Source organism: Rhodovibrio salinarum DSM 9154, assembly GCF_000515255.1.
Taxonomy (GTDB): Bacteria; Pseudomonadota; Alphaproteobacteria; order Kiloniellales; family Rhodovibrionaceae; genus Rhodovibrio; species Rhodovibrio salinarum.
Window position 1 is genome coordinate 1,554,141 of record NZ_KI911559.1, and the last position, 16,447, is coordinate 1,570,587.

The following is a 16,447-nucleotide window of genomic DNA, read 5'->3' on the forward strand; positions in this document are numbered from 1 at the left end:
GGGCGGCGCGGGCGTCGTTCGTCTGTGGGACGTCGGGACGCAGGGCACGCGCTGGCTGTGGCGGCGAGCGATGGGTTGTGTCGCGGCACCTGACGCGGCTATCTCTTGCGGTATCAAGCGGGGCCGTAGGTAGGGGGCATGCTGCCGGCGATACGGTCCGCCGGTGTCGGTCGACGATGAGAGGGATCGGAGATGATCACCAAGCGCAATGTTGTCGCCACGGTCGCCGCGCTGGCGGTGATGGGCGCGATCGCCGCAGTCGTGTTGATGGCCTGGCCAGAGTCGTCCGAAGCGGCCCGATTGGGCGGGGCCTTGCTGGACTGAGGTCGCAGGTCCCCTGCTAAGCACCTGGGACTGCGTCAAATTGAAACGTCAAGCGGCCGGGCCCGTTGGGGCACCGGCCGCGTCGTCGCGCGCCAGGATCGGCTTACGCCGCTGGCTCAGTCTTCACGGTAGGTGTCGTGACATTCCGAGCAGGCGTCGGTGGTCTTCTTGAAGGCCGCCGCGTAGGCCTGCAGGTCCTCGTTCTGCGCGGCCTGGATCATCTCGCGGGCGTGCGTCTCCATCGGCTCGAAGCCCTGCACGAAGGTATCGTAGTCGTCCCAGATCTTGGGCAGGGCGGTGGTGTCCGCCTCTGCGTCGGGGAACGGGCCCTCCTGGAAATGTTGCGGGGCCATGCGCGCGGCATGCGCGATCGCACGGGCCTGCAGACCGAGGTAATCGAACGCCCGCGGGCAGCCTTCGCCCTTCAGCGCGCAGGCCACGGATTTGGTCGCCGCCGCCGCAGAGGCGAGATTGTCCTGGCGGTCCTGGATCCACTGCTCCGGGCTTTTGTCGCCTTGTGCGGCGGCGGGCGCGAGTGTCCCCGCAGCCGCGACGGCCAGCGTCGCGGCGGCAAGAGTGGTCTTGATTAGGGTCATCCTCATGGCAGGCAAACTCCTCCCTATCATCGTGTCTTCAATCCGGTGAGGCCCCATCGTCGGACACGGGACGAATCCGGGGCGGATGGGGATTGTGCGGTGCACCTATACGATTAAAGTTCATGTTATGTGACGTGCAACCGCGTCTCTGAGTCGCGTCATATTCACTTGCGCTAAAACGTCCTGGGGCGCTACCAAAAACCTTTGGTGGCGCAAAGTTGACGCAAGCACTCTGAACGATGTGCATCAACGAACCAAGCGAAGCTAGTCTGGAGTGGCAGGCATGGTCGAACGAACGGCGGACACGGGCAACGCCGCGCCGGCGAGCGGGCGCGAAACGGGAATGGGGATGGCTGGGCAGCAGCGCCTGAAGGTGTGGGACCCGTGGGTGCGCGCCTTCCACTGGCTGTTGGTGATCGGCCTCGTGCTCGCCTGGTATTCGGCCGAATACGGCTTCGGTGAGCTGGGCAAGGTCTGGCATATGCGCATCGGTACGGCCGTGCTGGGACTGATCGTCTTCCGCGTCCTGTGGGGACTGGTCGGCAGCCAGACCGCGCGGTTCAGCCAGTTCGTGAAGGGGCCGGGCGCGGTGCTTGGCTACCTCAAGGCGCTGCCCCGGCGCGCGCCGACGCCGATCGGGCACAACCCGCTGGGCGGCTGGGCCGTCGTCGTGTTGCTGCTGCTGGCGGCGGCACAGCCGATCACCGGCCTGTTCGCCAGCGACGACATTCTGTCCTCGGGCTATCTCGCCAACGACGTGCCGGCGGCGGTCCAGGACGCGATCGGCGGGCTGCACAAGGACCTCTTCTGGGTACTGCTGGGTTTTGTCGGGCTGCACGTCGTCGCAACGTTCGCCTACCTGCCGCTGAAGCGTGAGAACCTGATCCGCTGGATGATCACCGGTCGTCGCCCCGCGCCGGCCAGCTGGCGGGAGCCCTGGTTCGCCAGTCCGGGGCGCGCGCTTGTGTGCATCGCGGTGGCGGCCGGCGTCGCGGTCGCGATCCCACAGATCTGGGGCTGAGCTGAGCGCCTGCGTGCTGGTGCCTCCCTTCCCTGGGCGCGGGGGCTGCGACAGGATGGCGCAGCACATGGCTTTTAGTTTAGAGGTCTCTTATATTCATAGATACGAATTTATAGGAGGCTTGCCCGATGTCGATCGACCGTATCGTCTTACTGTTCGCTGGCCTGATGGTGCTGCTCGGCCTCGGCCTGTCGCAGGTGCATAACCCCGCTTGGCTGTGGCTGAGCGCCTTCGTCGGCGCCAATCTGGCGCAGGCATCGGTGACCGGTTTCTGTCCGCTGGCGTTCATCGTCAAGAAACTGGGCGCCAAGCCGGGGCAGGCGTTCGGCTGAACGTACCCGCGCGAAACGGACCGCCCGCTCAGCGCGGAGACAGGTTACGCGTGAAGAAATCGATCAGACGCGTGTGAAACAGGTTCTCCGCAGGGGTGCTGAGCAGGTGATCCTCCCCCTCGAAGTAGTGCACTTCCGGTTTGCGGCCCGCGGCGATAAGGCGGGCCTCTAACCGCCGCGTCATCTCGACGCTCCACATGGTATCGGCGGTGCCGTGGCTGATGAACAGCGGTCCGCCGTAGCGCTCGATCTCGATCGGTGTCGTGGGCAGCAGGTCGTCGGATCGCCCGCGCCACGTCCAGGCGCGCTCCCCCGGATCCCAGACCTGCCATCCGGGATCGCCGCGATCGCGCCAACGTCGCGCGTCGAACGCGCCGCAGACGACGTCTGCGGGGCTGTGTACGGCGATGGCGTCCGGCGGCATGTTCACGCCGTCGCGCAGCATCAGGCTGGCCATCAGAAGCGCATGCTCCGCGCCCCGAGAGGCTCCGAACAGCCCGACCCTGTGCGCCGCCAGCTCGTGGTCGCGCAGCGCCTGCAGCGCGTCCACGGTCCGGTCGATCGGCACGTCGCGGATGTTTCCGGCGTTCCAGGCGTTGCCGTCCCGGGAATAGGCAAAGGGCATGGCGCAGAACCCGTGGGCGGCCAGCAGCACCGCGGTGCGATGGCTCCAGCCGGAGGCGCCGCCTTCGGACCCGTGTAGGACCAGGAGTGCGGGGAACGGTCCATCGCCCGGCGGCGCGTAGGCGATTGCGACTTCCGGGATCAGGTGCCGAACGATTTTCAAGGTCACTGAAGCATGTCCACAGGGTGCTGACGGTTCGCTTCAGGGATACTGCCACAGCGACGCCTGAGCGCGAATTGTGGCTGTGCGCGGGCGATCAGAACCCGATTCGCGCGGCCACGAACGCGTTGGAATTGTCCCTGAGCTGACCGAACCGGGTGTCGTCGTCCGCGCCGAACAGCCAGTTGACGCCGGCCTCCAGGGTCCAGCGGTCGGTGGGACTCCAGCTCACCCGGGGACGCAGGTAGCCGTCCTGATCGGTCGGGGAGTAGAAGGCGAACAGGGTGGCGGTGACCTGTTCTCCCGGCCAGTCTTTCTGCAGCTTGACCGTCCAGAGGTTGCGCCGGTCATCGCGGGCCGGCGGATCGTCAAGGCGCTGGGTGCGCAGGAACTGCACCGCGCCGGTCAGGTTGGCGACGATCTCCCGCTCGTAGCCCAGCAACACGCGGACCTCCCGGTTCGGCACGGTGGGGTCGGTGCCGTCGCGGTCGTCCAGACTGTCGTAGTAGGCCACTTCGGCGTTCGCGATGCCGCCCAGGCCGCCAGGCATCGGTCCTTCGACACTGGCGCCATAGCTGCGCAAGCGTGGGAAGGTCGCCCGCTGGCTGCCTGGCAGCTGGCCTTCCGGGCTTTTCCAGTAGCCGTCGTAGAAATAGAGCGCGCTGTCGTAGCGCCCGATCGGCCGGTGCAGGCGCGCCGCCCATTCGTCGTTCGTGAAGGGCGTGTCCGGCTGGCGCACGTCGAGCGGCGTGCTGTCCCCGACGATGCGGTGCGCGAACGGGTTGAAGTAGCTCAGCCGGTCACCGTCGATGTAGCGGTCGGCGTCGAACTGCGGGGTATAGACCAGATCGAGGTTGGCGATATCGGTATAGAGGCTGGTCTTCAGCGCGTCCGACGGCGCTTTCAGCATGGTGTCGCGCCGGCCGATGAAGAAGGAGGGATAGTCCTTCGGAAAGAGGTCGTTCAGGAAGACGAAATCCCCAGTCCCCCAGGTAAGGATTTGCCGGCCGGCCTTAACATCAAGGAAATCGGTGGCGCGCCACAGCACGTTCGCCTCGCGCAGGTCCAACGCGCCGTCGCCAGACTGCAGGTCGGGCTCGTGCTGCTCCGCCACCGCGTCGGCCAGCAGGTGCGCGCGCACGGTCGCGGTGACGCCTGGCCAGCTCCGCACGGCCTTCAGCTCCGCGCGTGTTTCGGCGAGGGCAAAGCGCTCCTGATCCGTTCGCGCGCCCAGGCGCGGGCCGGCGCGGCTGTCGATGTAGCCGCCCAGCCGCCAGTCGCTCAGCAGGCCGAAAACGGGGGTGTCGTCCGGTGCCTCGGGCGTGGCCTGAAGGCCGCCGTCGGATGATTCGCCAGTCCCGGAGTTGCCGAGATCTTCCGGCAGCGCCGGACCGCCGCCGTCGTTGCCGAGGCCCTCGGGAAGCGACGGGCCGCTGGGTCCGTCCTCCGCCGCCGCATTGTCGTCGCCAAGCCCCTCCGGCAGGGCCGGCTGGGCGTACGCGGTCCCGGCCAGCAACGCCAGGATCGCGACGGTCGAGGCCAGGAGGCGCCAATATATGGTCATTCCGTACTGGTCAGCTGGCCGCGCGGCGGGTTGCGCAGGTAGCGTTCGGTGAAGATATCCGCCGACAGACCGACGTCGTAGTCCACCTGGGTGTAGGTCAGGGTGGATTTTCCGCCTTCCTGCAGGGCTTCCATGGTCGACTGGGCGACCGTCGGATAGCCCTCGATGGTCTCCACCTTGTTGACGGTGTATTGCCGGTACTTCGTGCCGTCGGCCTTGAAGTACTGCACCTGGACCGGGATGAAGGTCTGCTTGTGGATGTAGGAGACGTAGTGGTCGAACTCGACCAGTTCCGGACGCTTCGGCACGGAGCGCAGGACGTAGTACTGCTCGGTCGTCTCCTGCAGGGTGTGTGCGTCCTCGTTTGACCCGCGCCCGGAGACGTCCTCGTAGAAGTAGTCCGAGCCGACGAAGGAGGAACGCTCGTCCTCCGCCGCGATCCGGCGCACCAGGTCGAGCGCCGGCAGGTAGAGCCAGCGGTCGTCGTTGGCATCGGGGTGCTTGTGCACCATGAACACCGTGTCGCGGATGTCCGCCGGCTCGTGGAAGTAGACGTAGAAGCGTTGATGGCCGGTCTGCTCGCCGCCGTCCATCATGTCGTGGCGTAGGATCGTCATCGTACGTGCGCGGCTGCGCCTCTGGGGATCGATGATCTCCATCTGCACGCGCGCCCGGCCGTCGTCCGCCTGGTAGTAGGCGGCCTGCTCCGAGCGATCGGCGATCTCTTGGGCGCTGAGCTGCGCCTTAGCGGCGGCCGGCGCCAGCAGCAGCGCCGCCAGCAGGACTGCGGGAACGGCTCGCATCGCGCGTCTCCTTCTTGAACAGGTGGTGGGGGAACAGGCTGACCAGGGCCGGCAGGATCAGCAGGGTGGCGAGCCCTGCCAGCACCAGGATCGCCGAGATCAGCGTGCCCACCGTCTTGTATGGCACCAGTGAAGAGGCCAGCAGCGGCAGGAAGCCCACACCCAGGACAATGATGTTGCGGGTGATCGCCCGGGCCGGCTCCTCGAAGATTTCCGGCAGGGTGCGGGCCCACGATTGGGTGCGGGCGAAGATCTGCCGGCTGCGCGCCAGGAAGTGAATGGCGTAGTCGACCGCCAGCCCCAGGCTGAGCGACGACAGCACCGCCGTGGGCATGTCGTAGTCCTTCCCGATCCAGCCGACGATGCCATAGATCGTGACCACCGTGACGGTGAGCGGCACCATCGCCAGCAGGCCCCAACTGGGCGAACGGAACAGCACGATGACCAAGACCAGCACCACCGCGAACGAGCCGAGCAGCGCTTCGGCCATGCCGGTCACCATCCGCTCCTGCCAGACCAGATTGATGTAGGTGAGGCCGAACCAAGTCTTGTCCATCGCGACCGGCGGCGGGGTATCGGCCAGGTAGGCGTCGACCGCCTGGACGACGCTCTGCATGTCCTTGTTGTCGCCGCTGTTGAGCTGCAGCCACAGGTTGGCGCGGTCGTAGTCGGTCGTGGTGAAGTTCCAGACGGTGTCCGGGTCGTGGCTGTTTTCGTAGGTCAGGATGGTCTGTGCGACCGCCTGCGGGCTGTCGGGGATGCGGAAGGCTTCCGGGCTGCCGAGCAGTTCCCGGTGCACGGTCTTGATGATGTCGGGCAGGGCGGTGACCTTGCCGACGGTCGGAACCTCGGCTTCGAGATGCCCTTGCAGACCGGCGATCCAGCGCAGCATCTCCGGCTGCTTGAATGGCTGGTCGCCGGCGGACCCAGGGGTGGCCGGTTGCAGGGCTAGGTAGGCCATGTAGCTGCCGGCGAAGTGATCGTTGATCACCCGGTCCGCCACGCGGATCTCGTGGTCGCTTTCGAACCAGCGGATCGGGTTGTCGTTCACCTCGATCTTGGTGATGCCCCAGACGCTGAGCGCCAACACGACCGCGCTGCCGGCCAGGATCAGCTTGCCGTTGCCGGCCGCGAAGCCGCCCAGGACCCGCAAGCCTCCGGCAAGCGCGCCGCCCGGGCGTTCGGTATCTGCGCCCTTGGCTTTCTGCGCGGTGCCGAACTTGGCCAGCGTGGCGTCCGAAACGACCATCAGGTAGGCCGGGCGCAGCGTCACCGTGACGAACCAAGCCGCCAGCACGCCGATCGCGACGAATGCGCCGAACACCTGCACCGGCGGGTTCGGGGTCAGGACGAGCGAGGCAAAGCCGGCGATGGTGGTGAGCGAGGTGAACAGCATCGGCCGCCAGAGTTCGCCCATCACCTCCTGGATGATCTCCAGCCGCGGCCGGTCGGGCGTATAGCGGTCGTGGAAGTCGGACAGGATGTGAATGTCGTCGAGGATCGCGATCGGGATGATGAAGATCGGGATCATCGACGACATGATGTGCACGGTGAAGCCGCACACCACGAGCAGGCTCATGGTGAAGGCCACTGCGATCATCGCGGTGACGAGCGAGAACAGCACCAGCTTCACGTTGCGGAAGAAATAGAGCAGCAGCAGGAAGACGCAGAGCATCGCCAGCGGGGCGGAGACGGCCATCTGGAAGAACATCTCCGCGCCGAAGCGGTCCTCGGCCACCGGCAGGCCGGTGATGTGGTATTCGGCCCCGGTGTCCGCGAAGCTGTCGATCTCGTGGCGCAGTTCCTGCTCGACGGCGTGGCTGATCTGCTTGTGGGTGATCGGGAAATAGAGCGCGAGCGCCTTGCCGTCGGCGCTGACCAGCGTGCCGCGGTACATCGGGATGTTCTGCGCCCGCGTACGCACCTGGACAGCTTCCGCCGCCGTCTTGGGCACGCGCGGCATCAGGTAGGAGAAGTCGACCGCGCCGATCCCGCTGGTCTCGATGTTGTCGACTTCGCCGGGGGCGATGATGTCCTCGGCGACCACGCGGGCGGTCACCGGCTTTCCGTCCACCGTGATGTCGAACTTCAGGCTCTTCGCCGTTGCGGTCAGTTGGGCGATGTTGGCGAGGTCCTGCGGATTGAACACGCCCTCCGCGTGGCTGTCGTTGATCACCCCGACGACGACGAACTCGTCCAGCCCGAAGATCTGCTTCAGCCGGTGGTGGTCGACGCGGACCGGCGCATCGTCGGCCAGCATGTTTTCCGGGTCGGTGTCGATTGTCAGCGCCTGCAGCAGCGGCGCGCGGGGGAACAGCGTGCCCGCGACGGCCAGCAGCATGAGGGCGAAGGTAAGCGCCAGCACACTCCAGAAGTAGCCACGCCGGTGCGTCGCGGCGTGTTCGGACAGCTTGCGCATGGACGGCGCTCCTCCCCTTGGCCGGTCGTCTTGACGGCGAATCGTATTCGTTCGACCGAATATGTAAGCTTATACTAATATGCGTTTTTGATAAATCAATGGCTCAGTCCGCGTACGGCGGGTGTCGGGCGGGGAAGGGCCGGACAGGCCACAAGCCCTGAACAAGGGGCACGCCCCTGCGACAGACGGTTGCACCCAATTGAATATATCGGGCGTTGTGCTTTTATAGTTATATGAGCGATATAACTTTAGGGCCCGCAGCGGCGCCCGTCACGACGCCAGCCCTCGGGTCCGAACCTGTTAGGAACGGAGGTGACATGAATCATGACATCCACAACGAAGAGCCTTCGGCCGCTCGATCCCCAGGGCGCCGGCGGCGGGCAGGCGGTCGGTCGCCGGGATTTCCTGGTTCTGGCAACCGGAGCCACCGCCGCCTTCGGCGGCGCTGCTGCGCTATGGCCGTTCATCGATCAGATGAACCCGAGTGCGTCCAAGATGGCGTTGGCCAGCATCGAGGCGGACCTTTCGCCGGTGCAGGAGGGCATGGCGATCAGCGTGATGTGGCGTGGCCGGCCGGTCTTTCTGCGCAAGCGCACCCAGGCGGAGATCGAGCAGGCACGCAGTGTCGATCTGGACGCGTTGCCGGATCCCGAGTCGGATGCGGCGCGGGTCCAAACCCCAGAATGGCTCATCGTCGTCGGCGTCTGCACGCACCTTGGCTGTATCCCGCTGGGCAACAAACCGAGTGACCCGCGTGGCGACTACGGCGGCTGGTTCTGCCCGTGTCACGGCTCGCACTACGATACCGCGGGGCGCATCCGGAAAGGACCGGCACCGAGCAACCTGGTGGTTCCGCCCTACACGTTTGGCGACGGCAACACCGTGACGATCGGCTAGGCCCGTCGACGGTCTGGTCTGCGCCGGGCGCATGCCCCGTCCCGCATGCGTTGGTTGCGTGGATGGGGGCGCCCGGCTACAGAGGGTGTGGGCGGCGGAAAAATTAGGGTAGGAACGCATGACCACGCCTGGCGCGCGCCGTTGGACGCCGCTGGCCGTCGTCGGTCTACTCGCCGCCGGTGGCCTGGCTGGGTTGCTCGTGGCGGGAGGCGGCGCGGTCGCGGTGCATCAGACGAACAAGACCGAGTTCTGCACCAGCTGCCACGTTTACGATCAATTCGCGGCCAACTTTCGGCAATCCACTCACGGTACCAATCCCGTCGGTGTTCGAGCTGACTGCGTGGACTGCCACGTGCCGGACAACAACCTGGTCAACATGCTGTGGACCAAGGCAAGGTCCGGCGCGCAGGCTTACTGGGCCTATTATATCGAGGGCATCGATACACCCGAGGAGTTCGCGGAGGTCCGTCCGGAACTTCAAGAGGAGGTGCACGCCTGGTTTAAGTCACACGACAGCCAGACCTGCCGCTCCTGCCATTCCGTTGAGGCCATGCAACTGGATCAGCAGCCGCCTGCTGCGCGCGCCTCGCACCAGTCGTTGAGCGCCGGTAGCGGGATGACCTGTGTGGACTGCCATGTGGGCGTGCCGCACGGCCGCGCGTCGGATGGCTAAGCAGTGATTCGCCACGCAGTTCAGGAGATTTTGCGATGACTCGTGCCTTGCTCGCGGCCGGTGCCCTGTGCTTGATGACAGTCGGGGTCCAGGCCGCCGATGGTGATCCGGCCGTCGGCGAAGAATTGGCTCAACGCGCGTGTGCGATGTGCCATAAGCTGCCTGACGGGAGCGGCGTTGCGGTCGGTCCGGCGTTCGCCGGGATCGCGGCCAACCAGGCGCCTTTGGGGGCCGAAGCGCTCGTCGAGGTCTTGAACCAGCCCCAGCATGCACCGGCGAAGGCGCAAGTCACCTTGCCGGGCGACGCGCATGATCTGGTTGCGTATCTAAACGGGCTGAACTAGCACTCGGAAACAAGCCGTCAGGCCCTCGGGGCCTGACGGCTGTACCTTCTGCTCAATAGACGGGTTTGTGGCCGCTTTACTGGCTGAAGCCTTGGCCTTGCATTTGGCCACGGCGGGGTTTTGCGACGCCTTCGACCTTGAGGGGGACGGTCTTGGTACTGCCGTCCTCGAACGTCAGGGTCAGCGGAAACTCGGCGCCCAGCCTGAAGCGCTCGTTGGTGCCCGTCATGCACAGATGGCGGCTGCCGCGCTGCAGCGTGACCGTGCTTCCCGCCGGAATGGCGAGCGGCCCTTCGGCCGGCGCGGAGCGCTGGCGTTGCATGCCCTGGCCTGGCTGCATGCCGCTTGGACCCATACAGCGGTCCAACGATACCGTGCTCGCGACCGGGACCGAGGCGGCGGTGATGACGGCAGGGCCGTCGCCGGCGTTGCGGAGAGTCATGAAGACGCCGCCGCCTTCGTGCATCGGTGAGACGAGGGCGTGGGCACCGGAGACTTGCACCTGCTCGGCTTGCCCAGCGGCCGCAGCGGGTCCTGCAGTCGCAATCAGGCATCCGGAGATCACGGTCGCCACCGCGCTATAGACGCATAACATCCGTCGGTTGTTCATGGTCCGCCTCCATCCGTGCCAATTGGACCTACAATTGCATTTTATAGAATAGGTATGGGGCTGTTCGGGCGGTAGGGCCTGGTTGGGTGCTGTAGTGTCGCACCTGACGCGCGCGTCAGGCTGTCTTGCGGCCCCACCAACGCCGGGTGTGCCGGCAATAGTCGGTGTAGGGGCGGCCGAACATGTGGGTCAGATGTCGTTCTTCGCGCACGATCACGTAGCGGTCGGTGACCAGCACGGCCAGGGGAACCATGATCAGTGCCCACGGCAGGTCCGCCGCGATCGCGGCGCCAGCGGTCATCAGCGTCAGCGACACGTACATCGGGTTGCGGGTGTACGCGTACGGACCGTGCGTCACCAGATTGCGCGCCGGTTCCCAGGGTTCGATCGCGGTGTCCGCGCGCCGGAAGGTGAGCAGGGCCCAAAGCGCCAACCCGACGGCCGGCAGGGCGAGCGCGCCCGCCAGCATCCAACGCGTGGGCCCGTCGAACGCGCTCCAGGGAATGAGGCGGTCGATCCCCAGGCCGATCAGGAACGCACCGGCGTAAATTATCGGCGGGGGCAGCTTGACGTTGGGCTTGTCGGACACGGGGCGCTTCCGTCGGGTCAGTAGTTGAGCGGGACTTCGATCACCGGCGCGGCGGCAGGTAGCTCGAACGCGGCGGGATCGAAGTCAGGCGGACCGCTGATCTCCGGATCGTTCGACAGGCCCCAGGCCTCCGTCGGCATCATGCCGAAGAAGCGGTCGAGTTCGCCGTCACCATCTTCGTCGTGATAGGCGATGATGGCATAGCGCCCGGCGTCCAGGTCGCGGAAGGTGATCTCGACCGCCCCGTCGCGGGCCGGGGTCGTGCCCTCCCGGGCGGTGCGGGTCCAATCCCGGAATCCGTCCGTGCCCCGCCAAAAGGCGACGTGGATCGTGCCGTCGCCGCCGCGTACCCCGGTGACACGGACCGCGAGGTCGCTCGCATGCGCCGGTCCGGCCAGCGCCGCGACCATCGTCGCGGCGAGCCATGCCGGTGCCCATCGTCTCCTGATGGTGCCGCTCACTGCTGCTGACCGCCAACGATGTGCTGTCCGCCGCTGGCGGGGTCGATCGCGACGTACGGCAGGCCGGCCTGTTTCCAGGCGCCGAAGCCGCCTTCCAGGTGTGCGACCCGCTCGAATCCGGCCTGGACGCACGCTTCCGCCACCCGCCGGGAGCGCACGCCGGAGCCGCAGTGAAACACCAACTTCTTGCCCTGCTGCGCGGGCAGCATGCGCGCCTCGAAGGTCGACAGGGGCGCCAGCAGGGCGCCCTTGATGTGCTCGAAGGCGAACTCCTGGGGCGTGCGCACGTCGATCACGGCGACATCGCCGCGTTGCATGGCGTCGTACAGCTCCTTCGGACCCCATTGCTCCAGCGTCGCGCCATTCAGCTCGATCGTCTCCATCGCGGGCGTCCTCCTCGTCGTCATGGTGGCGGTGGGCCTGGGGCGAGCGCGTGACGTCGCCGCCCGGCTATCATTTAAGGTAACAGTGATATGAGTAACGGCGATACGGGGCTTGGGCAAAGCGATATTGCGGATTTAACTTATAGAGATCGACGATGGCCCCAAGCGTCACCGGAATCGGGGAGGGCAAGGACGATGCGGCTCAAGAACTACACAAACTATGCCCTGCGCACCCTGCAGATGGCGGCTTTGCGCGCGCCCGCGCTTACCCAAGTGGATCAGGTCGCCACAGCGCACGGAATCTCGCGCGCGCACATCATGAAAATCGTCCACGAACTGGGGAGGGCCGGCTATGTGGAGACGGTGCGCGGGCGTGGCGGCGGCTTCCGGCTGGCGCGCGACCCGGCGGAAATCACGTTGGGCGAGGTCGTCCGCCTGACCGAAGCGCCGATCGAACTGGTGGAGTGCTTCAATGACGACACCAACAGTTGCCCGCTGATCGGCATCTGCCGCCTGTCGACGGCCCTGGACGCCGCGCTGGAGGCTTTCTTGCAGGTGTTGGACGGCATCACGGTCACCGACCTCGCGGGCAACCGCCGCGATCTGGTCGCCCGCCTGGGCCCCGTCGCCGAAGCCCCCGCGCCGGAACCCACGGGATAGCAGGGGTGGAAACTCGCAGGTAGGCCGCTTGCAACTCCGGAGCCTGGCTCAGTCGGCCTGCTTTTCGAGGATGTAGACGGTCGATTTCGAGCCGAGCTTGACCAGATGGTCGCCATGCTCCTGGAAGCGCTCGGCGACCTTCCCGGTCTCGATTGCCCGCGCGAGACGCGATGTGTACGCCGGCTCGGCCAGCGTATGGTCGTTGTAGGAGAGCGCCAACAGCCCGCCTGGGACGAGGCGGTCGAGCAGGGTATCCAGATAGTAGGCCGGCGCGGCGCCCGGCGAGAGGGCGCCGATCGCTGCGATCGCCGCGTAGTCGCCGGGCGCGGTGTCGGGGGCTTCGTCGGGCGCGAGTTTGAAAAGATGGCGATAGATGCCGCGTGTCCGGGCCGTCTCCAGCATCGGCCCGGAGAGGTCGCAGCCGTCGATGACCGAAAACCCCTCGGCGGCGAGCGCTGCGCCCGAAAGTCCCGTCCCGCAGGCGAAATCGAGGATCGGTGTGTTGGGGGTCGGCAGATGTGCCGCCAGCGCTGCCGCGACGCGGCCCGGCGTCATGTAGCCGTTACCCGTCACGTCGGTGTCGTACGTGCCCGCCCAATCGTTGTAGAGCGTCTCGACCGCGTCCTGCGCCGTCGTGCGGTAGACTTTGTCAAAGAAGTCGCTTGCCATGCAGGTGAGGCTACCCCGCCCGCGGTGCGAGGTCTAGCGCGCCTTCTCGCTCAGCGGAGCTTCGGTCACCAGGGCCAGCAGGTCGCGCAGGGAGAGCATGGCGAACGGTTCGCCGCTGGCGTCGACCACGGGCAGGTGCCGAAAGCCGCCGTCGCGCATCCGGGCCACGGCTGTCTCCACCGGGTCGTCGACGGTGATGGTCGCGACCTCGGTGGTCATCACCTCCGCCACGGCGGTCGCCGTGGCATCCCGTCCCGCGGCGGCGACCTTCACCAGCAGGTCGCGTTCGGTGAAGATCCCGGACATGCTGCCATCCTTGACGGCGACCACCGCGCCGATCCGCTGAGCCGCCATCAGCGTTGCGGCTTCCGCGACGGTCAACTGGTCGTTCACCACTGCAAGCGCGCGGTGCTCGTGCATGCCGGGAACGTCGGCGATCCGCATGAGGGCTCCTTGTAGGCGAGCGCGTGGTTCGACGGGCCATCTCTCGTCGTAAAACTAGGGCGTGTATGCGACAGGTCCATGACGCGGCTTTCATCCGGGGGGCGGGTGCCCATAGGTTAAAGGCGTGGTGCTTGTCGCCTTCACAGTTTTTGTCCCTGCGTAACGGAATCCCATGGCCACCCCCGATCGATACCTCCCCGCCGCCCGAGCGTTGTTCGAACAGATCGCCCGCGACGCCGATCTGCCGCTGCAGGTCGAACTGTGGGACGGCAGCCGGGTGGCGCTCGGCGCCAATGCAGGCGGGAACGCGGCGCCGGCGCTCGCCCTCTCGGACGCGGGCGTGTTGCGCCGCCTGCTGCGCCGGCCGACGTTGGAGACGGTCGCGCGCCTGTACGCCGACGGGCGGATCGCCGTGGTCGGGATGGACCTGTTGGGCTTCGTCGAACGCGCCCGGCAGCACAAGGTCAGGCTGCGCCTCGGCGACCTCGACAAGTGGGCGCTGGTCAAGCGGGCCTGGCCGCTGCTGTTCGCGCCGGACCGGCCGGAGCACCTGACCCACGTATATGCCGGAGACGCGACCGGGCGCGCCCAGACGAAGCGGGACGAGCGCGCGTTCATCCAGTTCCACTACGACGTCTCGAACGCCTTCTATCGGCTCTTCCTCGACCCGGAAATGCAGTACTCCTGCGCCTACTTCACGGCTTGGGACAACGGCATCCAGCAGGCCCAGCACGACAAGCTGGAGATGATCTGCCGCAAGCTGCGCCTCAATCCGGGTGACCGGTTCCTGGATGTCGGCTGCGGCTGGGGCGGTCTGATCTGCCATGCCGCCCGGCACCACGGCGTGCAGGCCCACGGTGTGACCCTGTCGAAGACGCAGTACGATTGGGCGCTGGGCAAGATCGCCGCCGAGGGGCTGCAGGACCGCGTCACGGTCGAGCTCAAGGACTATCGGGAGCTGACCGGGCCGTACGACAAGATCGCCTCGATCGGAATGTACGAGCACGTCGGCATCCAGAACTATCCCGATTACTTCAGCCAGCTGAACCGGCTACTCGCCGACCGTGGCCTGCTGCTCAATCACGGCATCACCCGCGGGGCCAAGAAGTCGGCCCGGCGGTTCAACCGGATCCGTCCGGAGAACCGGCTGATCCGCAAGTACATCTTCCCCGGCAGCGAGTTGGATCATATCGGCCATACGCTCTCGGTGATGGAGGCACACCGTTTCCAGGTCCATGATGTCGAAGGCTGGCGCGAGCACTACGCTTGGACGACGCGGCTGTGGTACCGCGCGCTGATCGACCGCGAAGCCGCCGCCCGCGCGGAGGTTGGGGACGAGAAGTACCGCATGTGGATCGCCTATCTGGCGGGCGTGTCCCTCTCCTTTCAGGACGGCTCGCTCCGGATCTTCCAGACGCTCGCCAGCAAGCATAAGGGCAAGGGACCGAGTGGCTTGCCGCCCACCCGGGCGGACCTCTATCGCGATGCGCCCGGTGGCTTGTAGCCGCCTCATTGCGGGGTTATCTGCGCTAGGTGGATGAGCCACGGTATCGTCCCTCTTCTGAAAGAACACCGCGGAACACCATGAGCGAACAGCCCACCGCCGTCCCGTTGCCGAGCCGTGCGCTGATGCGCCTGTCGGGTGAGGACGCTAAGTCCTTCCTGAACGGCGTGGTCACCAACGACGTCCATCAGGTGACGGCCGAGCAGGCGATCTGGTCCGGCTTCCTGACCCCGCAGGGCAAGTTCCTGCACGAGTTCTTCCTGGTCGAGGGGCCGGACGGTGCGCTGTGGCTGGACTGCGAGGGGGCCCGGCGGGCGCACTTCAAGAAGCGGCTGGCGATCTACAAGCTACGTGCCAAGGCCGAGATCGCGGAGGCCGACGAGCTGTGCGCCTATGCGTTGCTCGGCATCCGGTCGCTGGGGCTGCTCGACCTGCCGGCGCTGGAAGGCTATGCGCGGCCGCTGGGCGACGGCGTGGCGTTCACCGATCCGCGCCTGAGCGGGCTCGGCGCACGCGCCCTCCTGCCGCGCGAGACGGCCGAGGCGACGTTGCGGGAGGCCGGCTTCCAACTTGGCGAGACGGCCGCGTTCGAGCGCCTGCGCTTCTCCCTCGGCGTGCCGGAGGGCAGCGGCGACCTGGAGCCCGAAAAGGCGACCCTGATCGAAAGCGGCTTCGACGAGCTGCACGGGATCGACTGGGACAAGGGCTGCTTCCTGGGCCAGGAGCTGACCGCGCGGATGAAGTATCGCGGGCTCGCCAAGAAGCGGCTGGTGCCGGTCGAGATCGACGGCCCGACACCGCAGGCGGGCGCGGAGATCCGCACCGACGGCAAGCCGGCGGGCACGCTGCGCTCGGCGGTCGATGGGGTCGGCCTGGCGCTGCTCCGCCTGGACAAGCTCGCCGCCGGCACCCCGATGACGGCCGGTGAGGCCACCGTGACCCCGCGCAAGCCCGACTGGGTGAATTTCTGACCAGCCGGGCGCTGTGAGTCTCACCTGAACAGAATCGCAGGAGTCCCCCGATGGACGACCCGCTGCGCCGGCTGATCGCGTTCGTCGCCGGGGTGGCCGTGGAGGGCCACCAGGCCGAGGGCGTGTTCGACTTCGAGGTTGGCAGCCGCTTTCCCGTCTCCGGCACGATCCAGGGGAACGAGGTCGCGGTCACCGACGAGACCTCTGGGGTCGTGCTGACCGGCCGTTTGCCCAATCTGCAGACCGCCGATGGCAAGCCGGTATCGCTCAATCTCGCCGGCGATGCCTTCGACGGTGCGGACGAGGGCAGCGGTCACGCCTTCGCGGGTGAGGTCTCTGGGCGCAATATCGACCTCACCGACAAGAAGACCGGGATCGACTACACCTACTGTTTGTGAG

At 66.6% G+C, this 16,447-nt stretch carries 21 protein-coding genes; 10 read left to right on the forward strand and 11 right to left on the reverse strand.

From position 1 onward, the window contains the following. Positions 1–192 precede the first annotated feature (192 nt). Positions 193–324 (forward strand): hypothetical protein, encoded by a 132-nt coding sequence (locus RHOSA_RS25880; RefSeq protein WP_276570029.1) that lies wholly within the window; start codon positions 193–195, stop codon positions 322–324. 116 nt (positions 325–440) lie between these two features. On the opposite strand, the gene RHOSA_RS24090 is transcribed toward RHOSA_RS25880, so the two are convergent. Continuing rightward, positions 441–926 carry a c-type cytochrome gene (locus RHOSA_RS24090; RefSeq protein ID WP_169816607.1) on the reverse strand — a complete coding sequence of 162 codons (486 nt, stop codon included), beginning with the start codon at positions 924–926 and terminating at the stop codon, positions 441–443. A gap of 277 nt (positions 927–1,203) precedes the next feature. Between RHOSA_RS24090 and RHOSA_RS0107235 the strand changes: the two genes are divergently transcribed. Together RHOSA_RS0107235 and RHOSA_RS0107240 are read left to right on the forward strand one after the other, a co-directional pair. Next, on the forward strand, positions 1,204–1,941 hold the full coding sequence (locus RHOSA_RS0107235; RefSeq protein ID WP_200371932.1) for a cytochrome b/b6 domain-containing protein: 738 nt from the start codon (positions 1,204–1,206) through the stop codon (positions 1,939–1,941). A gap of 128 nt (positions 1,942–2,069) precedes the next feature. Continuing rightward, positions 2,070–2,273, forward strand: a complete 204-nt coding sequence (locus RHOSA_RS0107240) for a YgaP family membrane protein (RefSeq protein ID WP_027288147.1) — start codon at positions 2,070–2,072, stop codon at positions 2,271–2,273. A 28-nt stretch (positions 2,274–2,301) separates the two neighbouring features. Here RHOSA_RS0107240 and RHOSA_RS0107245 read toward each other — a convergent pair whose 3' ends face one another. The 4 genes from RHOSA_RS0107245 to RHOSA_RS21085 all read right to left on the reverse strand — a co-directional run bounded on the left by RHOSA_RS0107245 (position 2,302) and on the right by RHOSA_RS21085 (position 7,843). Then, positions 2,302–3,066 carry an alpha/beta hydrolase family protein gene (locus RHOSA_RS0107245; protein WP_037255863.1) on the reverse strand — a complete coding sequence of 255 codons (765 nt, stop codon included), beginning with the start codon at positions 3,064–3,066 and terminating at the stop codon, positions 2,302–2,304. Between the two features lie 88 nt (positions 3,067–3,154). Further along, positions 3,155–4,621 carry a DUF1302 family protein gene (locus RHOSA_RS21080; RefSeq protein WP_051431909.1) on the reverse strand — a complete coding sequence of 489 codons (1,467 nt, stop codon included), beginning with the start codon at positions 4,619–4,621 and terminating at the stop codon, positions 3,155–3,157. Beyond that, positions 4,618–5,424, reverse strand: coding sequence for an outer membrane lipoprotein-sorting protein (locus RHOSA_RS0107255; protein ID WP_027288149.1), 807 nt, complete (start codon positions 5,422–5,424; stop codon positions 4,618–4,620). The genes RHOSA_RS21080 and RHOSA_RS0107255 overlap by 4 nt, the downstream gene beginning before the upstream one ends. Further along, complete coding sequence (locus RHOSA_RS21085) at positions 5,366–7,843, reverse strand: efflux RND transporter permease subunit (RefSeq protein WP_051431910.1); 2,478 nt, start codon at positions 7,841–7,843, stop codon at positions 5,366–5,368. Before RHOSA_RS21085 ends, RHOSA_RS0107255 begins: the two co-directional genes overlap by 59 nt. Before the next feature lie 324 nt (positions 7,844–8,167). Here RHOSA_RS21085 and petA point away from each other — a divergent pair, with 324 nt between their 5' ends. The 3 genes from petA to RHOSA_RS21100 all read left to right on the forward strand — a co-directional run bounded on the left by petA (position 8,168) and on the right by RHOSA_RS21100 (position 9,757). Further along, entirely contained in the window at positions 8,168–8,740 is a 573-nt protein-coding gene (gene petA, locus RHOSA_RS21090; RefSeq protein ID WP_081728555.1) for a ubiquinol-cytochrome c reductase iron-sulfur subunit, read from the forward strand. 118 nt (positions 8,741–8,858) lie between these two features. Then, the gene (locus tag RHOSA_RS21095; RefSeq protein WP_051431911.1) at positions 8,859–9,413 is read left to right on the forward strand and encodes a NapC/NirT family cytochrome c; all 555 of its coding nucleotides are present in this window, start codon (positions 8,859–8,861) and stop codon (positions 9,411–9,413) included. Positions 9,414–9,448: 35 nt separating this feature from the next. After that, positions 9,449–9,757: a c-type cytochrome gene (locus RHOSA_RS21100; protein ID WP_037255865.1), complete on the forward strand. Its 309-nt coding sequence runs from the start codon at positions 9,449–9,451 to the stop codon at positions 9,755–9,757. A 76-nt stretch (positions 9,758–9,833) separates the two neighbouring features. Here the strand turns inward: RHOSA_RS21100 and RHOSA_RS24095 are convergent, their stop codons facing one another. From RHOSA_RS24095 to RHOSA_RS0107295, 4 genes are all read right to left on the reverse strand, one after another. Beyond that, positions 9,834–10,367, reverse strand: a complete 534-nt coding sequence (locus RHOSA_RS24095; protein WP_051431912.1) for a copper chaperone PCu(A)C — start codon at positions 10,365–10,367, stop codon at positions 9,834–9,836. A gap of 115 nt (positions 10,368–10,482) precedes the next feature. Beyond that, entirely contained in the window at positions 10,483–10,956 is a 474-nt protein-coding gene (locus RHOSA_RS0107285) for a methyltransferase family protein (protein ID WP_027288150.1), read from the reverse strand. A 17-nt stretch (positions 10,957–10,973) separates the two neighbouring features. Then, positions 10,974–11,417 carry a DUF2141 domain-containing protein gene (locus RHOSA_RS0107290; protein ID WP_215904993.1) on the reverse strand — a complete coding sequence of 148 codons (444 nt, stop codon included), beginning with the start codon at positions 11,415–11,417 and terminating at the stop codon, positions 10,974–10,976. Next, positions 11,414–11,800 (reverse strand): rhodanese-like domain-containing protein, encoded by a 387-nt coding sequence (locus RHOSA_RS0107295; protein WP_027288152.1) that lies wholly within the window; start codon positions 11,798–11,800, stop codon positions 11,414–11,416. The genes RHOSA_RS0107290 and RHOSA_RS0107295 overlap by 4 nt, the downstream gene beginning before the upstream one ends. Positions 11,801–11,995: 195 nt before the next feature. Here RHOSA_RS0107295 and RHOSA_RS0107300 point away from each other — a divergent pair, with 195 nt between their 5' ends. Continuing rightward, entirely contained in the window at positions 11,996–12,460 is a 465-nt protein-coding gene (locus tag RHOSA_RS0107300) for an RrF2 family transcriptional regulator (protein WP_027288153.1), read from the forward strand. Positions 12,461–12,508: 48 nt separating this feature from the next. Here the strand turns inward: RHOSA_RS0107300 and RHOSA_RS0107305 are convergent, their stop codons facing one another. Together RHOSA_RS0107305 and RHOSA_RS0107310 are read right to left on the reverse strand one after the other, a co-directional pair. Beyond that, entirely contained in the window at positions 12,509–13,129 is a 621-nt protein-coding gene (locus RHOSA_RS0107305; protein ID WP_027288154.1) for a class I SAM-dependent DNA methyltransferase, read from the reverse strand. Between the two features lie 33 nt (positions 13,130–13,162). After that, positions 13,163–13,573, reverse strand: a complete 411-nt coding sequence (locus tag RHOSA_RS0107310) for a CBS domain-containing protein (RefSeq protein WP_027288155.1) — start codon at positions 13,571–13,573, stop codon at positions 13,163–13,165. 172 nt (positions 13,574–13,745) lie between these two features. On the opposite strand from RHOSA_RS0107310, the gene RHOSA_RS0107315 reads away from it, so the two are divergent. The 3 genes from RHOSA_RS0107315 (at position 13,746) to RHOSA_RS0107325 (ending at position 16,446) form a co-directional block, all read left to right on the forward strand. Further along, complete coding sequence (locus RHOSA_RS0107315; protein ID WP_027288156.1) at positions 13,746–15,077, forward strand: class I SAM-dependent methyltransferase; 1,332 nt, start codon at positions 13,746–13,748, stop codon at positions 15,075–15,077. Positions 15,078–15,157: 80 nt separating this feature from the next. Next, positions 15,158–16,048, forward strand: coding sequence for a CAF17-like 4Fe-4S cluster assembly/insertion protein YgfZ (ygfZ, locus tag RHOSA_RS0107320; protein WP_027288157.1), 891 nt, complete (start codon positions 15,158–15,160; stop codon positions 16,046–16,048). A 50-nt stretch (positions 16,049–16,098) separates the two neighbouring features. Next, positions 16,099–16,446, forward strand: a complete 348-nt coding sequence (locus RHOSA_RS0107325; protein ID WP_027288158.1) for a hypothetical protein — start codon at positions 16,099–16,101, stop codon at positions 16,444–16,446. Position 16,447 lies beyond the last annotated feature (1 nt).

What these genes read in the sequence shown, in the direction of transcription:
- RHOSA_RS0107300 (WP_027288153.1), top strand. Translation starts at nt 11,996, where the DNA reads ATGCGGCTCAAGAACTACACAAACTATGCCCTGCGCACCCTGCAGATG.
- RHOSA_RS24095 (WP_051431912.1), bottom strand. Translation starts at nt 10,367, where the DNA reads ATGAACAACCGACGGATGTTATGCGTCTATAGCGCGGTGGCGACCGTG.
- RHOSA_RS0107315 (WP_027288156.1), top strand. Translation starts at nt 13,746, where the DNA reads ATGGCCACCCCCGATCGATACCTCCCCGCCGCCCGAGCGTTGTTCGAA.
- RHOSA_RS24090 (WP_169816607.1), bottom strand. Translation starts at nt 926, where the DNA reads ATGAGGATGACCCTAATCAAGACCACTCTTGCCGCCGCGACGCTGGCC.
- RHOSA_RS0107235 (WP_200371932.1), top strand. Translation starts at nt 1,204, where the DNA reads ATGGTCGAACGAACGGCGGACACGGGCAACGCCGCGCCGGCGAGCGGG.
- RHOSA_RS0107240 (WP_027288147.1), top strand. Translation starts at nt 2,070, where the DNA reads ATGTCGATCGACCGTATCGTCTTACTGTTCGCTGGCCTGATGGTGCTG.
- RHOSA_RS21085 (WP_051431910.1), bottom strand. Translation starts at nt 7,843, where the DNA reads ATGCGCAAGCTGTCCGAACACGCCGCGACGCACCGGCGTGGCTACTTC.
- RHOSA_RS21080 (WP_051431909.1), bottom strand. Translation starts at nt 4,621, where the DNA reads ATGACCATATATTGGCGCCTCCTGGCCTCGACCGTCGCGATCCTGGCG.
- ygfZ (WP_027288157.1), top strand. Translation starts at nt 15,158, where the DNA reads ATGAGCGAACAGCCCACCGCCGTCCCGTTGCCGAGCCGTGCGCTGATG.
- RHOSA_RS21095 (WP_051431911.1), top strand. Translation starts at nt 8,859, where the DNA reads ATGACCACGCCTGGCGCGCGCCGTTGGACGCCGCTGGCCGTCGTCGGT.
- petA (WP_081728555.1), top strand. Translation starts at nt 8,168, where the DNA reads ATGACATCCACAACGAAGAGCCTTCGGCCGCTCGATCCCCAGGGCGCC.
- RHOSA_RS0107325 (WP_027288158.1), top strand. Translation starts at nt 16,099, where the DNA reads ATGGACGACCCGCTGCGCCGGCTGATCGCGTTCGTCGCCGGGGTGGCC.
- RHOSA_RS0107295 (WP_027288152.1), bottom strand. Translation starts at nt 11,800, where the DNA reads ATGGAGACGATCGAGCTGAATGGCGCGACGCTGGAGCAATGGGGTCCG.
- RHOSA_RS25880 (WP_276570029.1), top strand. Translation starts at nt 193, where the DNA reads ATGATCACCAAGCGCAATGTTGTCGCCACGGTCGCCGCGCTGGCGGTG.
- RHOSA_RS0107255 (WP_027288149.1), bottom strand. Translation starts at nt 5,424, where the DNA reads ATGCGAGCCGTTCCCGCAGTCCTGCTGGCGGCGCTGCTGCTGGCGCCG.
- RHOSA_RS21100 (WP_037255865.1), top strand. Translation starts at nt 9,449, where the DNA reads ATGACTCGTGCCTTGCTCGCGGCCGGTGCCCTGTGCTTGATGACAGTC.
- RHOSA_RS0107310 (WP_027288155.1), bottom strand. Translation starts at nt 13,573, where the DNA reads ATGCGGATCGCCGACGTTCCCGGCATGCACGAGCACCGCGCGCTTGCA.
- RHOSA_RS0107305 (WP_027288154.1), bottom strand. Translation starts at nt 13,129, where the DNA reads ATGGCAAGCGACTTCTTTGACAAAGTCTACCGCACGACGGCGCAGGAC.